At 73.3% G+C, this 15,176-nt stretch carries 12 protein-coding genes; 6 read left to right on the plus strand and 6 right to left on the minus strand.

From position 1 onward, the window contains the following. Window positions 1-126 precede the first annotated feature (126 nt). Together AB0I91_RS43675 and AB0I91_RS43680 are read left to right on the plus strand one after the other, a co-directional pair. Window positions 127-2,451, plus strand: coding sequence for a DUF4118 domain-containing protein (locus AB0I91_RS43675; protein ID WP_499618715.1), 2,325 nt, complete (start codon window positions 127-129; stop codon window positions 2,449-2,451). Next, the gene (locus AB0I91_RS43680) at window positions 2,448-3,146 is read left to right on the plus strand and encodes a response regulator (protein ID WP_498780952.1); all 699 of its coding nucleotides are present in this window, start codon (window positions 2,448-2,450) and stop codon (window positions 3,144-3,146) included. The genes AB0I91_RS43675 and AB0I91_RS43680 overlap by 4 nt, the downstream gene beginning before the upstream one ends. On the opposite strand, the gene AB0I91_RS43685 is transcribed toward AB0I91_RS43680, so the two are convergent. Further along, window positions 3,147-4,280 (minus strand): hypothetical protein, encoded by a 1,134-nt coding sequence (locus tag AB0I91_RS43685; RefSeq protein ID WP_499642123.1) that lies wholly within the window; start codon window positions 4,278-4,280, stop codon window positions 3,147-3,149. A 96-nt stretch (window positions 4,281-4,376) separates the two neighbouring features. Here AB0I91_RS43685 and AB0I91_RS43690 point away from each other — a divergent pair, with 96 nt between their 5' ends. The 3 genes from AB0I91_RS43690 (at window position 4,377) to AB0I91_RS43700 (ending at window position 10,096) form a co-directional block, all read left to right on the plus strand. After that, complete coding sequence (locus AB0I91_RS43690) at window positions 4,377-5,255, plus strand: fructosamine kinase family protein (RefSeq protein WP_499642125.1); 879 nt, start codon at window positions 4,377-4,379, stop codon at window positions 5,253-5,255. 146 nt (window positions 5,256-5,401) lie between these two features. Then, entirely contained in the window at window positions 5,402-6,784 is a 1,383-nt protein-coding gene (locus AB0I91_RS43695; RefSeq protein WP_499642127.1) for an alpha/beta hydrolase family protein, read from the plus strand. A gap of 99 nt (window positions 6,785-6,883) precedes the next feature. Next, a complete protein-coding gene (locus AB0I91_RS43700) occupies window positions 6,884-10,096 on the plus strand; it encodes a S8 family serine peptidase (RefSeq protein WP_499642129.1) in 3,213 nt (1,070 codons plus the stop codon). A 22-nt stretch (window positions 10,097-10,118) separates the two neighbouring features. On the opposite strand, the gene AB0I91_RS43705 is transcribed toward AB0I91_RS43700, so the two are convergent. The 5 genes from AB0I91_RS43705 to AB0I91_RS43725 all read right to left on the minus strand — a co-directional run bounded on the left by AB0I91_RS43705 (window position 10,119) and on the right by AB0I91_RS43725 (window position 14,200). Further along, entirely contained in the window at window positions 10,119-10,721 is a 603-nt protein-coding gene (locus AB0I91_RS43705; RefSeq protein ID WP_498780960.1) for an HD domain-containing protein, read from the minus strand. 32 nt (window positions 10,722-10,753) lie between these two features. Beyond that, complete coding sequence (locus AB0I91_RS43710; RefSeq protein ID WP_498780962.1) at window positions 10,754-11,140, minus strand: nuclear transport factor 2 family protein; 387 nt, start codon at window positions 11,138-11,140, stop codon at window positions 10,754-10,756. A gap of 13 nt (window positions 11,141-11,153) precedes the next feature. Next, window positions 11,154-13,169, minus strand: a complete 2,016-nt coding sequence (locus AB0I91_RS43715; protein WP_499642132.1) for an FAD-dependent oxidoreductase — start codon at window positions 13,167-13,169, stop codon at window positions 11,154-11,156. Continuing rightward, the gene (locus tag AB0I91_RS43720) at window positions 13,166-13,711 is read right to left on the minus strand and encodes a PadR family transcriptional regulator (RefSeq protein WP_498780965.1); all 546 of its coding nucleotides are present in this window, start codon (window positions 13,709-13,711) and stop codon (window positions 13,166-13,168) included. Before AB0I91_RS43720 ends, AB0I91_RS43715 begins: the two co-directional genes overlap by 4 nt. A 117-nt stretch (window positions 13,712-13,828) precedes the next feature. Next, window positions 13,829-14,200, minus strand: a complete 372-nt coding sequence (locus AB0I91_RS43725) for an SH3 domain-containing protein (protein ID WP_498780967.1) — start codon at window positions 14,198-14,200, stop codon at window positions 13,829-13,831. Between the two features lie 213 nt (window positions 14,201-14,413). Here AB0I91_RS43725 and AB0I91_RS43730 point away from each other — a divergent pair. Next, window positions 14,414-15,176: AfsR/SARP family transcriptional regulator (locus AB0I91_RS43730; RefSeq protein ID WP_499642134.1), on the plus strand; the 763-nt coding region annotated here is incomplete at its 3' end.

A 15,176-nucleotide genomic window follows, 5' to 3' on the forward strand; every position in this document is an offset into this window, starting at 1 on the left:
GTCGTTCGCGACTCATTTTCCGGCGATCACGCTTTTCGATCGCCGGAAAATCAGGCGCGAACGACCGACTTCCAGGCGACCGAGCCGCCGTCTGCGGAGCAGCGGCCATCGAACACAGAGCTGGACGTGGACGGTCTCCTGGCGCGACGGCCCGAGGTCGCGGTGGTCGACGAGCTCGCGCACACCAACGCGCCCGGTTCGCGCAACGCCAAGCGGTGGCAGGACGTCGAGGAGCTGCTCGAAGCCGGCATCGACGTGCTGTCCACGGTCAACGTGCAGCACCTGGAATCCCTCAACGACGTGGTCGAGCGCATCACCGGCGTGCGGCAGCGCGAGACCGTGCCCGACGAGGTCGTGCGACGCGCCGAGCAGGTCGAGCTGGTCGACCTCACGCCCGAGGCGCTGCGCCGTCGCCTCGCGCACGGCAACGTCTACGCCGCCCACAAGATCGACGCGGCGCTGGGCAACTACTTCCGGGTCGGCAACCTCACCGCGTTGCGCGAACTGGCGCTGCTGTGGGTGGCCGACCAGGTCGACGTGGCGTTGCAGCGCTACCGCTCCGAGCAGAGCATCACCGACACCTGGGAGGCCAGGGAGCGGGTCGTGGTCGCGATCAGCGGAGGCCCGGAGAGCGAGACGCTGATCCGCCGCGCCCGGCGCATCGCGGCCCGCGCGGGCGCGGAGCTGATGGTCGTGCACATCCTGCGCGGTGACGGGTTGGAGGGCGTGTCGCCGCAGCTGGTGGCGGGGTTCCGGCGGGTGACCGAGGACGTCGGCGCGACGTTCCACACCGTGGTCGGCGACGACGTGCCGACCGCGCTGCTCGACTTCGCCCGCGGCGTGAACGCCACCCAGCTCGTGCTCGGCACGTCCCGCCGGTCGCGGCTGGCCAGGGTGTTCGACGAGGGCATCGGCGCGGCGACCATCCAGGAGTCCGGGCCGATCGACGTGCACATGGTCACCCACGACGAGGCCCGCCGCGGCCCGCGCCGTCGGCGGGCCGCCGCCGCGCACCCGGGGTACCGCAGGCTGCTCGGCTGGGCGCTGGCCGGCCTGCTGCCCGCCGTCGTGACCGGGATCGGGCTGCTGCTGGGCGAGAACCTGACGTTCTCCACCAACCTGGTCGGGTTCTTCCTGGCCACGGTCGTGGTCGCGTTGGTCGGCGGCCACGGTCCGGCGCTGGCTGCGGCGTTCTTCGGCGCCGGGCTGCTGAACTTCTTCTTCACCCCGCCCTACTACACCCTGGCCGTCGCGACGGCCGCCAACCTCGTCACGCTGGTCGCGATGCTGGTGGTGGCGCTGCTGGTCGCGCTGGTGGTGGACCGGGCGGCGCGGCTGGCCGAGCAGGGCGCGCGGGCCCGCACCGAGGCCGCGCTGCTCGCCTCCTACGCCCGCACGGTGCTGACCAGCCCGTTCCCGCTGGCCCGGCTGCTGGAGAAGGTGCGGGAGAACTTCGCGCTGGACTCGGTGGCGTTGCTGGAGCGGCGCGACGGGGAGTGGGAACGGGTGGCGTGCGTCGGGCCGCGGCCGTGCGCCGAGCCGGACGAGGCGGACGTGGACGTGCCCGTGACGGCGGACGTGCACCTGGCGCTGCGCGGGCGGGCGCTGCCCGCGGCGGACCAGCGGGCGCTGGAGGCGGCGGCCGGTCAGGCGTTGATGGCGTTGCGGCAGCAGCGGATGGCCGCCGAGACGGCCGAGGCCCAGCGCCGCGCGGAGACCACGGAGCTGCGCACCGCGTTGCTGTCCGCCGTCGGCCACGACCTGCGCACGCCGCTGACGTCCATCAAGGCCGCGATCGGCAGCCTGCGCGACGTCGACCTGAGACTGTCCGATGAGGACACCGCCGAGCTGCTGGAGACCGTCGAGGTGTCCGCGGACCGGCTGACCGGCCTGATCGACAACCTGCTCGACTCGTCACGGCTGGCCACCGGGGCGGTCGTGCCGCAACTGCGTGCGGTGACGTACGACGAGGTGGTGGCGCGCGCTCTGGCCGGCATCGACGAACGCCGCACGGTGTCCGTGGACGTGGCCGAGCACCTGCCGCCCGTGCTCGCCGACCTCGGCCTGCTCGAACGCGTGGTGGCCAACGTGATCGACAACGCCCTGCGGCACGGCAGGCTCAGCCCGCGCCGCCTGGTCGACGTGGACGGCGACGGCCGGATCAAGGCCGACGAGCCGGAGGTCGCGGTGCGCGCCAGCGCCTACCGCGACCGGGTGGAGCTGCGGGTCGTCGACCACGGGCAGGGGCTGCCGAAGAACACCGCGAGCGCGGTGTTCGCGCCGTTCCAGCGCCTCGGCGACCGGGACGCCACCCCGGGCATCGGCCTCGGGCTGAGCGTGGCGAAGGGGTTCGTGGACGCCATGGGCGGCGCCATCACGGCCGAGGACACGCCCGGCGGCGGCCTGACGATCGTCATCTCGCTGCCGATCGCCGCGGTGACGACGGCATGACCGCGGTCCTGGTGGTGGACGACGACCCGGAGATCGTGCGCGCGCTGCGGATCACCCTGAACGCCCACGACTACCGGGTGCTCACCGCGTCGGACGGCACGTCGGCGTTACGCGCGGTAGAGGAGGCGCAGGCGGCCGAGGAGGGGCCCGACGTGGTCGTGCTGGACCTCGGCCTGCCGGACCTGGACGGCGTCGACGTGATCACCCGCCTGCGCCGGGTCACGACCGCGCCGATCGTCGTGCTGTCCGCCCGGCTCGACTCGACCGACAAGGTCCGCGCGCTGGACGCGGGCGCCGACGACTACGTGACCAAGCCGTTCGGCGTGGACGAGTTCCTGGCCCGGCTGCGCGCGGCCGTGCGCCGGTCGCGCGGGCGCCGGGCCGCGATCGAAGAGCCGCCGGTGCGCACGGCGTCGTTCACCGTCGACCTGACCGCGAAGAAGATCCACCGCGACGGCGCCGAGGTGCACCTGACGCCCACCGAGTGGGGCCTGCTGGAGGCCCTGGTGCGGGCGGGCGGCGAGGTGCTCGGCCCGCAACGGCTGCTCACGGAGGTGTGGGGGCCGGCCTACACGTCGGCCACCCACTACCTGCGCGTCTACCTGGTCCAGCTGCGCCGCAAGCTCGAACCGGACCCCGCCCACCCGCGGCACCTGATCACCGAACCGGGGCGGGGCTACCGCTTCCAGCCGTGATCAGCGCTGGGGCGTGGTGGTGACTACGTTCCACTTCACGGCCTTGAGCGTGCCGTCGGCGGTGGTGCTCTCGCCGACGATCGTGCCCCGGTCGTTCAGCGCGACCGGCAGGCTGTGCGCGCCGCCCAGCGAACCCAGGTAGACCACCTTCCCGTTGCGCCACAGGAACGCGCGCGGCGCGTCGGGGTTGTCCGCCGACGTCCAGCCGACCACGTCACCGCGTTCGTTGATCGCGACCGCCTCGGACGGGCTGGGCACGCCCAGGTCGACCGGCTTGCCGCCGGCGGGCCACAGCACCGCCTTGCGGTCGCCGTTGAACTCCCTGGTCCAGCCGACGACGTCACCGCGCTCGTTGAGCGCCTGCCGGTTGTCGGCCACCCCGCCATCGGTGGACAGCACCGTGACGCCGGAACCCTCCCAGCGCAGCGCCTGGGTGTCCTGGTTGCCGACGATCACCCCGGCCTCGTTGATCGCCTCGACCCAGTACGTGCCGGAGCCGGGCACCTTGGCCAGCGGTTCGCACGTCGTGGTGTCCACGCACCGGAACGCGTGGGCGTCGCCGTCGAACATGGGCAGCTTGTTGCCCGCCACCACCCCGGCGTCGTTGATGGCGCTCAGCCACAGGTGCGGCCCGGTCAACGGCAAGGACGTGTGCTTGCCGTCCTGCCACAGGACCGCGCGTTCCTGGTGGTAGCCCGAGGACGAGCTGGGGAGCGTCATCGGCACCGAGCCGCGGTTGTTGATCGCCGACGCGATCACCCAGCCGGAGCCCGGCGTGATGTCGGCGACCTTGCCCGCGTGCCAGATCCGCGGCCGTTGGATGTACGGGCCGGTGGCGACGACGGACTCCTGGATCAGCACCTGGCCGCCCTGGTTCAGCCCGGACGGTATGCCGAGACCGAGGTCGGTGGCCCCGCCGCCGGGTGACCAGTGCACGGTGTGCGGCGCGCCGTTGCCGGTAGTGAAGCCGACGACCTGGCCGAGGTCGTTGACCGCGACCGTCCGGTGCGTGGGGTAGCCCGGGAGCCCGGGCAGTTCGGTGACGAGGACGCTCGCCTGCGCGGCGGGCGCGGTCGCCAGCGGTAGGGCCACGGCCAGCGCGAGGACGGCCGCGGGCGTGCGTAACTTGGGCATGGTCGCTCCAGTGCGAGATGTCCGCTGAATCGATCCGACGGTAGTCTCGGTGCGAGATCGCCGGCGTCGGCCGGACAGCGGAATCGGGGGGGACCGTTGACCGCGCAGGAAGTCCTGGCCCGGTTGAGCGAGAACGCCGAGGTCGTCCGGCTGACCGGCGGCGTGGTCAACACGGTGTGGCACGTCCGCGGCCCGGACCGCGAGGTCGTGCTCAAGACGTCCGAGGACGCGCCGCCGTCGTTGTTCCAGGTCGAGGCCGACGGGCTGGCGGTGCTGCGGCGGCACGGCCTGCGCACGCCGGAGGTGCTCGACGTCGGCGAGGACTGGCTGCTGCTGGAGGCGCTGACCCCGCGGCCGCTGGAGACGGACGCGTTCTGGGAGGGCGCCGGACGCGCGATCGCCGCGCTGCACGGCGTGCGCGGCCCCTGGTTCGGCTGGGACCACGACGGGTGGCTGGGCGTGCTGCCGCAGCGCAACGGCCGGCACGACGACGGGCACGCGTTCTTCGCCGAGCACCGGCTCCTGCGCTACCTGGACGAGCCGAAGGTCGACGCCGTGCTGACCGCGGATGACCGGGACGCGGTCGAACGGCTGTGCGCGCGCCTGCCGGAGATCGTGCCCGCCGCGCCGCCCGCGTTGACCCACGGCGACCTGTGGCACAACAACGTGGTGTCCACCGCGGCGGGCGAGCCGGTGTTCATCGACCCGGCGGTGTCGTGGACGTGGCCGGACGTGGACCTGAGCATGATGTTCTGCGGCGCCGACTCGCCCGCCCGGTTCTTCGACGCCTACCACGAGGTCCGGCCGCTGGACCGCGACTGGCGCGACCGGATGCCCGTGGTGTTCCTCCGGGAGGTGCTGAGCACGTTGGCGCACGAGGGCGACCGCTGGGGTTCCCTCGACTACCTCCGCGAGGTGCTGCGACCGTTCCGGCGCGTGCCCACCGGCTCGCCGGAAGTGCGCTCGATCGAGTGATTGCGGACCGACCGGCGCGGCGTTTGCCGGGGAAGTGTCAGGGCAACCCCAAGTTTTCCGACCGGAAGTGGCCCACCCGCGGTGACGCGCACACGATGTGCGCCGTGGCGCGACGCAGCGCCGCCGCTCCTCGGAGGAGGTCGTCCGTGAACCGCTTCGGCTTGAGCGCGTCGCTCGCCGTCACGCTGACCGCGGTGCTCGCCGCCGCGCCCGCGACCGCCGACACCGGACAGGTCCCGTGTCCCGCCCGGCTCCCGGCGGACGCGACCTGCTACGGCGGGCAGGACGCCAACGGCGCGTTCCACGCGTTCGCGATCCCGGGCGACTGGAACGGCTCGCTGGTCGTGCACTCGCACGGCGGCCCCGACCTCGCCGCGCCCACGGCGGACCGCGCGACCGAGGACCTCGACCGGTGGGCGGTGATGGTGCGCGAGGGCTACGCGCTGGCGGGCTCGTCCTACCGGCGCGGTGGCTACGGCACCCGGATGGGCGCCGAGGACACCGAGAACGCGCGGAAGTCGTTCGTGCGACGGTTCGGCGAGCCGCACCGGACGATCCTGCACGGCCAGTCGTGGGGCGGGAACGTGGCCGCGAAGGCCATCGAGGCCTACGACTCGTACGACGCCGCCCTGCTCACCAGCGGCGTGCTCGCGGGCGGCTCGCGCGGCTACGACTACCGCGTCGACCTGCGCGTGGTCTACCAGTACTACTGCGGCAACCACCCGCGGCCCGACGAGCCGCAGTACCCGTTGTGGATGGGGCTGCGCGCCGACTCGACCATGACCACCGCCGGCCTGCGCGCGCGGCTCCAGGAGTGCACGGGCTACCAGTCGCCGCCCGCCGAACGCAGCGCGCTGCAACAACGCAACCTGGACGACATCCTCGCCGTGACCAAGATCCCGGAGAGCGCGCTCGCGTCGCACCTCACCTTCGCCACCTTCACGTTCCGCGACATCGTGCACAATCGGCTCGGCGGGCGGAACCCGTTTGCGAACAGGGGAGTGCGGTACACCGGATCGCACGACGACGAGGCGTTGAACGCGAGCGTCGAGCGGTTCAGCGCCACGCCGTCGGCCGCGCGCGACCTGTCCTACGACAGCGATCCGACCGGCGCGGTGTCGATCCCGGTGATCACCGTGCACGGGATCGGCGACCCCACGGCGTTCGTCGAGCACGAGTCGGCCTACCTGGCGAGCCGCGTCGGCGCGGGGACCGCGGAGCACCTCGTGCAGGCGTTCACCACGGAATCCGAGCACAGCGCGCTCAGCGACTCGGAGTACGCCAGTGCGCTGCGGGCGCTCGTGACGTGGCAGAGCACCGGCCGCAAGCCCACGCCCGCGTCGATCGCCGCCGACTGCCCCGCCGCGGACGCGGAGTACGGCACGGGCTGCTTCTTCGACCCCGCCTACCACCCCGCGCCCTACTCGGCGCACGTGTACCCGCGTCCCGGCGGCACCCGGTGGCCGGCGATGACCGCCCGGCAGGAATGGCTGTGGGCGCGGCTCGGCCAAGTGGGTATCGCGCCCTGAATGCGCTTTCCCGAAGCAACGCGGTGGCTCTCCGAGGTGTCCTAGTAACCGAGGGCAGTGGCGGTCGGTGAGGCACCGCCACGCTGAGGGGGAGGGCACATGTCCCGCAGAACCAGGGGACCAGTCGCATCGGGGCTGTTAGCGGCGGTCGTGATGCTCGCCGCGAGCGCCCCGGCCGCGGCCGAACCACCGGAGCCGACCACCGCGCCGCCGGTCGGCGCGCAACCGGACGGCGCGGTCACACTGGTGACCGGTGACGTCGTCACGGTCCGCGGGAACCGCGCTCAGGTGCGGCCCGGTCGTGGCCGCGCCGAGGTGCGGTTCGTGCAGCGACTGGACGAGCACGGCGACCTGCACGTGCTGCCGACCGACGTGCTGGGCGACGTGCGGGCCGGCGTGCTGGACGAGCGGCTGTTCGACGTCACCGGCCTGATCCGGGCCGGCTACGACGACCGCTCGACCCGCGTCACGCCGCTGATCGTGACCTCGACCGGCCCGGCCGTGGCCGGTGAGCCGCTGCACAGCATCGGCGGGTACGCGGTCAAGGCGCCGAAGGACGCCGCGTTCTGGGCGGGCGCGCGGGCTGCGGGCGTGGCGAAGGTGTGGCTGGACGGCCCGGTCCGCGCCACGCTCGACCGCAGCGTCCCGCAGATCGGCGCGCCGCAGGCGTGGCAGGCCGGGCACACCGGCGCCGGCGCGAAGGTCGCGGTCCTGGACACCGGCGTCGACCCGGCGCACCCGGACCTCGCGGGCGCCGTCGTCGAGTCGCGCAACTTCAGCGACAGCCCCGACACCGACGACCGCGTCGGCCACGGCACGCACGTCGCCGCCACCATCACCGGCGCCGGCCGCTACCAGGGCGTGGCGCCGGACAGCGCGGTGCTCAACGGCAAGGTGCTCGACGACAACGGCGGCGGCTACGAGTCGGACATCATCGCGGGCATGGAGTGGGCCGTGGCGGCGGGCGCCGACGTGGTCAACATGAGCCTGGGCAGCTCCATGCGCACCGACGGCACCGACCCCATGTCGCAGGCCGTCAACCGGCTCACCACCGACGGCGGCGCGCTGTTCGTGGTCTCGGCGGGCAACAGCGGTCCGTCCGACCAGACGATCGGCAGCCCGGCCGCGGCCGACCTGGCGCTCACCGTCGGCGCGGTCGACCGGTCCGACGCGCTCGCGGAGTTCTCCTCGCGCGGCCCGCGCTGGGACGACGACGCGATCAAGCCGGACATCACCGCGCCGGGCGTGGACATCGTCGCGGCCAAGGCGAAGAACGGCCGCATCGGCACCCCCGTCGGCGACGCGCACGTCGCGCTGTCCGGCACGTCGATGAGCGCGCCGCACGTCGCGGGCGCGGCGGCGATCCTGGCCGCGCAGCACCCGGACTGGCCGGCCGCGCGGATCAAGGGCGCGCTCATGGCGAGCGCGAAGCCCAACGCCGACCTGACCGTGTACGAGCAGGGTGCGGGCCGGGTGGACGTGGCCGCGGCCGTCACGCAGTCGCTGGCGGCCGAACCCGCGTCGCTGAGCATGGGCGTGGCCCAGTGGCCGCACGCCGACGACCAGCCGATCGAGCGCAAGATCTCCTACCGCAACTCCGGCGCCACCCCGGTGACGCTGACGCCGACCGCCGACCTGCGCGACCCGGCCGGCAACCCGGCGCCCGCGGGCATGGTCACGTTCTCGCCCTCGTCGCTCACCGTCCCGGCGGGCGGTGAGGCGGCCGTCGTCGTCACGGTCCACACCTCGCTGGAGTCGCCGGACGGCCGGTACGGCGGCGCCGTGGTGGCCACCGGCGGCGCGACGCCGCTGCGCACGCCGATTGGCGTGACCAAGGAGGTCGAGAGCTACGACGTGAAGATGACGTTCCTCGACCACACGGGCGCGCCGACGCCGGACTACTTCTTCCGGTTCGTGGACGTGAACCACCGCAAGGCGTACCTGGACCACGACCCGTCCGGCACGGTCGTCGCCCGCGTGCCCAAGGGCACCTACTACGCCGACGCGTTCATCCAGACCAGGCAGACGCAGCAGCTCACCCAGGTGCTGGAGCCCAGCGCCACCGTCACCGGACCCGCCGAGTTCGTGTTCGACGCCCGGGCGGGCAAGCCGATCGCGTTGTCGGTGGACGAGAAGGAGGCGGAGGTCGGCTACACCGAGGTGTTCTTCAGCCGCCGGGCGTCCTGGGGCGACACGGGCACCGGCTTCATCGGGTTCCCGCCGGGCGCCGTGCTGTTCGTGCCGTCGAAGACGTCCGCGCCCGGTGCGGCGAGCTTCGAGGTCGCGGGACGGCTGGCGAAGCCGGACGCCGACGGCACGTACCTCGGCAGCCCGTACCAGTACAACGTCGCGTGGCGGCACGACGGCGCGGTGCCCGAGCGGCTCGACCGGTCGTTCCAGCGCCGCGACCTGGTGAAGGTCAAGTCGTCGGTCTCCTCGTCCGGACCCGGCACGACCGGGTTCCGCGACCAGATGGCGGGCGGACCGCTGCCGCTGGAGCTCACCGAGTACTACTCGCCTGGCGTCGACTGGTACGGCAGCTTCCTGCAGATGCCGGAGCCCCAGGCGTTCCCGCCGCAGAGCTCGCAGTCGACCTCCCTGCCGCGCCGGTTCACCGCGGGTCGCACGGTGACCGAGAAGTGGAACGCGGCCGTGTTCGGGCCGGCGTTCCCGGCCTCGACCGCCGTGCACGAGTGGGCCGGGCGGCTCGGCGACGAGGTCGTGGTCTCGCTGCCGATGTTCACCGACCAGGACCCGAACCACCTCGGGTTCTCGGAGGTCTCGGCGGCGAAGACGACGCTGCACCGCGACGGCGCGCTGCTCGCCGAGTCGCCCTACGACGGGTACGTGGCGGGCGTCGTGCCGTCGGGCAAGGGCGTCTACCGGTTGCACACCGAAGCGGAGCGGTCCGGTGTGGCCGAGCTGTCCACCAGGGTGGTGGCGGACTGGTCGTTCACCTCGGAGCACGTGGCCGGGCCGGACCCGGCGGCGTTGCCGCTGCTCGCGGTGCGGTTCGCGCCGTCGCTGGACGCGGAGAACCGGGCGGCGGCCGGACGGCCGTTCGCGATCCCGGTGTACGTGCAGCGCAACGGGGTCACCGGGGCGCAGGGCGTGGCGAAGCCCGCCGTGCAGGTGTCCTACGACGACGGCACGACGTGGCGGCCCGCGCCGCTGCTCAGGGTCGGCGAGCGCTGGCTCGCGGCGGTCGTGCACCCGGCCGGCGCGAAGTTCGTCTCGCTCAAGGCCCAGGCGCGTGACGCCGCGGGCAACGCGGTCGACCAGACGATCATCCGGGCCTACGGCCTGAGGTGATCGACTCCCCGGACGCGCCCGGTCACCGGCCGGGCGCGTCCAACGGGTTGCCCGTCACCCGCTGCGCCCAGCCGTCGCGCATCAGCTCGGCGGCGGCGCAGCGCGGTTTGCGCTCGGCCTGGTCCTCTGCCCTGACCAGGAACGCGTCGGCGAACCCCAGCCGCGGGTAGCGGGTCACGACGTCGTCCTTGACCCGCTCGGCGAACCGGTCCAGCCCGCGCCCCGACACGTCGGCGCCGACCGCGACCTGCAACAGGTGGCTCTCCGGGTCCTCGTCGGCCGGCACGTCCTCGCGCATGTGCCGCACGATGACCTCGGTCAACCGGTCGCGCCGCACCCGTCCCCACCCGGCGCCGGCCGCGAACACCCACGCCACGTGCCCGCTCGCCTCCTCGAACGGCAGCGTGTGGCTGTCGAACGGCGGGGTGAGCGCGAGGTCGTGCAGCAGCGCGGCGACGTACAGCAGCTCGCCGTCGTGGGGAATGTCCACGTCGGCCGCGTGGGCGGTGGCCAGCGAGTAGGCGCGCAACGAGTGGTTGAGCAGCCACGGCTCGGCGTACTCGTGGCAGACCTCGAGCGCCGCGGCCGCGGCCTTCGAGTCCGGTCGGGTGAAGATGAAGTCCACGTCGTGCAGCCTAGGGGTGGTCGGCCGCTCGGCTACGGCACGACGCCGTCGGCGACCAGACCCGCCAGGACCGCCTCGCCGACCGCGGTCAGCGCCGACTGGGGCCGGATCATCACGGTGAACGTGCCGATCCGGCCGTCCTCGTCCAGCTCGATCAGGTCGATGCCGTCGACCTGCCTGCCGCCCACCACGGTGCGGAAGCGCAGGACGTGGCCGTCCGGCCCGTCGTACTGGCCGACGTACCGGAAGTCCTCGAAGGTCCGCTGGAGCACGCCGAACAGGGCGCGCACGGAGTCGATTCCCTCGAACGGGTGGAACTTCACCGGGCTGTGGAACGTGATGTCGTCGCTGAAGAACTCCGTCGCGCCGAGGACGTCGCCCGCCTCGACGGCCGCCTTGAACCGCAGTGCCGCGTTCATCCGTGCCTCCTGGTCAGATCGTGGCCGCGAGTCGCGTGCCCTGGTCGATGGCGCGCTTGGCGTCGAGCTCGGCGGCGACGTCCGCGCCGCCGATGACGTGCGTGACGACACCGCGGCCGGTGAGCGCGTCCACGAGGTCGCGCACGGGTTCCTGGCCCGCGCACACCACCACCGTGTCGACGTCCAGCACTTGCGGCCGTTCGCGCTTGGGCCCGAACGTGATGTGCAGGCCGTCGTCGTCGATCCGCTCGTAGTTCACCCCGGTCAGCTGCTCGACGCCCTTGGCCGCCAGCGCCGCCCGGTGCACCCAGCCCGTGGTCTTGCCGAGGCCCTTGCCGATCCGGGACGCCTTGCGCTGCAAGAGGTACACCTGCCGGGCGGGCTCGGCGGGCTTCGGCGCGGTGATGCCGCCGCGCACCAGCTCGGGGTCCGTGACGCCCCACTCGGCGCGCCACTCGTCCACGTCGAGGGCGGGGGAGGAGGCGTGGGTCAGGAACTCCGCCACGTCCACCCCGATCCCGCCCGCGCCGATCACCGCGACCCGGTCGCCGACCGGCGAGCCGTGGCGGACGACGTCCACGTAGGACAGGGCGCGCTCCACACCGGGGATGGCGGGCACGCGCGGCGCGACGCCGGTGGCGACCACGACCTCGTCGAAGCCGGCCACGTCGTCGGCGGTGGCCCTGGCGCCGAGGTGCAGCTTCACGCCGGTCAGCTCGATCCGCCGCCGGTAGTAGCGGATCGTCTCGGCGAACTCCTCCTTGCCCGGGATGCGGCGGGCGATGGCGAACTGGCCGCCGATGTCGTCGTCGGCCTCGAACAGCTCCACCTCGTGGCCGCGTTCGGCCAGGGCGGTCGCCGTCGCGAGCCCCGCCGGACCCGCGCCCACCACCGCGACCCGCTTGGCGCGGCGGGTCGGCAGCAGCCGGAGCGTGGTCTCGTTGCCCGCGCGCGGGTTGACCATGCAGGTCGCCTTCTTCAACGAGAACGTGTGGTCCAGGCACGCCTGGTTGCACGCGACGCACGTGTTGATCTCGTCGGCGCGGCCGGTCTCGGCCTTGCGCACCCAGTCCGGGTCGGCCAGGAACGGGCGCGCCATCGACACCAGGTCCGCGTCACCGCGCGCCAGCACCTCCTCGGCGACCTCCGGCATGTTGATCCGGTTCGAGGTGACCACCGGGATGCCGACGTGCGGGCGCAGCTTGGCGGTGACGTTCGTGAACGCCGCGCGCGGCACGGACGTGACGATCGTCGGCACCCGCGCCTCGTGCCAGCCGATCCCGGTGTTGATGATCGTCGCGCCGGCCGCCTCGACCTCCTGTCCGAGCGCGACGACCTCGTCCCAGGTCTGCCCGTCCTCGACGAGGTCGATCATCGACAGCCGGTAGACGATGACGAAGTCCGGCCCCGCGGCGTCGCGGCAGCGGCGCACGACCTCGACCGCGAGGCGTCGCCGGTTCTCGGCGCTGCCGCCCCAGCGGTCGGCGCGCTTGTTCGTGCGCGGCGCGAGGAACTGGTTGATGAAGTAGCCCTCGGAGCCCATGATCTCGATGCCGTCGTAGCCGGCCTCGCGGGCCAGCGCGGTGGCCCGGGCGAACGCGTCGATCTGCGCGCGCACGCCCCGGTCGGACAGCGCGCGCGGGCGGAACTTGGCGATCGGGGCCTTGAGCGCGGACGCGGACACGCTGAACGGGTGGTAGGCGTACCGGCCGGCGTGCAGCAGCTGGAGGGCGATCTTGCCGTCGTGCTCGTGCACGGCCTGCGTGATCACGCGGTGGTCGCGCGCCTCGCGGTGGGTGGTGAGCTTGGAGGCGAACGGGTACAGCGAGCCCGTCCGGTTGGGCGAGAAGCCGCCGGTGACGATGAGGCCGACGCCGCCGCGCGCCCGTTCGGCGAAGTAGGCGGCCAGCGCGTCGAAGTCCTTGGCCCGGTCCTCGTTGCCGGTGTGCATGGAGCCCATGACGACCCGGTTGCGCAGGGTCGTGAAGCCCAGGTCCAGGGGCTTGAGCAGGGTGGGGTAGGCGGTCATCGCCGGTCGTCCTCTCGCATCGCGGCCAGCACCTCGTCGCACCACTCGACCAGCGCCTGCTCGGCCCGGATGCCGCCGCGCAGGACCAGGTACTGGTGCAGCCGCCGACCGGACAGGGCCGACGGGTCCGGGAAGTCCTTCTTCTCGATGGCGAGGTAGACGTCGAGGCGTTCGGCGTGCAGGTCGCGGTGCCGGGCGACCTCGCCGGTCAACGCCTTCGCGTCGCCCAGCGACGCGCCGCGGATCTTGACCGAGAGGTCGTGCCGGATCGTCTCGGGCTCGCCGGGTGAGGCCAGCCAGCGGGCGAGCTCCTCGCGGCCCGCCTCGGCGACCTCGTACACCTTCTTGTCCGGGCGGCCGTCCTGGGCGACCTCGTGGCACGACACCCAGCCCAGCTCCACCATGCGCTTGAGCGTGCGGTAGATCTGCTGGTGGGTGGCGGCCCAGAAGAAGCCGATGGACTTCTCGAACCGCTGGGCCAACTCGTAGCCCGAGCCCGAGCGCTCGTCCAGCGACACGAGGATCGCGTGCTCCAACGCCATGGCGGTGACCGTAGCCGTGCAACGGGGTGCAGTGCAACAAGTTGCATAGGTAGCGCGAAAGCCCGGCAGCCCGGCGCGTGGACGGCGCCGGGCTGCCGGGATCAGGTCGTCGCCCGGCTAGAAGGCGTCCACGACGCAGGTGCTCGCCACGAAGCCGTCGATCGCGCCGTCGTTCTCCAGGTCGACCGCGATCCAGCCGTTGGCGTTGGTGACGCCGCACGCGCTGTACCGCCCGCCTGCCTCCAGCCACCCGCAGGCCAGCAGATCGCCCCGGTACACCGTGTCGATGACGCCGTAGTTGGTGCCGGGGCCGCTCCGGACGTTGAGCCTGTCGGTGTCGACCTCCACCCAGCCGGTGCTGCAGGTGGCGGCGGGCCGCGGGGCCTGCCGGTCGGACCCCGGGTCCTGCGCCGCGCCGGCGACGCCGCCGAAGGTCAACCAGCCGAACAGCGTCACGCCGACGGCGATCACGGACTTTGCCTTGTTCATCACTACCGCCTCGTTCGATCGGTGTCAGGTCCGGCGGGGACCGGTGCGCGGGTCGGCCACGGCGGTGGGGGTCGCCGAACGTGGTGGTCGCCGCGCCGGGCCCACGATGGCGTACCCATGGTGTGAACCTCTTGCAGAGTTCCTGCACGGCGCTGGTACGGGCGCTATGCCTGGTGTCGGGGAGAGAGGTCTCGGCGCACGGGGGTGAGGGGCGTGGCGGTCGTGTTGCGCTTGTTGGGGGAGGTGACCGCCGAGGTCGACGGGCGGCCGGTGGACCTGGGCGCGCCCAGGCAGCGGTGCGTGCTGGCCGCGCTGGCGGTCGACGTCGGCCGGGCGGTGCCGGTGGACCGGCTGGTCGAGCGGGTCTGGGGCGGGGAGGTCGCCAGACGGGCGCCGGCCACCCTGCACAGCTACATCTCGCGGCTGCGGCGGGCGCTGACCGGCGCGGACGGGGTGGCGATCGTGCGCCGGTCCGGCGGGTACGCCCTGGTCGCCGACGCGGTGGTGGACCTGCACCGGTTCCGCCTGCTGTGCGGTCGCGCCCGCGAGGACGACGCCGTGCGGTCGTTGACCGAGGCGCTCGCGTTGTGGCGCGGTGAGGCGCTGACCGGCCTGGCCGGCGAGTGGGTGGGCGCCGTGCGCGACCGGTTGCGGCAGGAGCGTTCGGCCGCCGAGCACGACCTGGTGGACGCCCGGCTGCACGCGGGGGAGGGCGCGGAGCTGGTGGCGGAGCTGTCCGCGCGCGCCGCGCGGCACCCGTTGGACGAGCGGGTGGCGGGCCAGTACCTGCTGGCCCTGCACCGGGCCGGGCGCACCCCGGACGCCTTGGCGCACTACCGGCAGGTCCGCACGCGGTTGGTCGAGGAGCTGGGCGCCGAGCCCCGGGAGGCGCTGCGGGAGCTGCACCGGCGGATCCTCGCCGCCGACCCGGCGCTCGCCGCGTCGCCCCCGTGCGCCGCGGCGGTGGTGCCGCGTC

Source organism: Actinosynnema sp. NPDC049800 (assembly GCF_040656635.1).
In the GTDB taxonomy this organism is placed as follows: Bacteria; Actinomycetota; Actinomycetes; order Mycobacteriales; family Pseudonocardiaceae; genus Actinosynnema.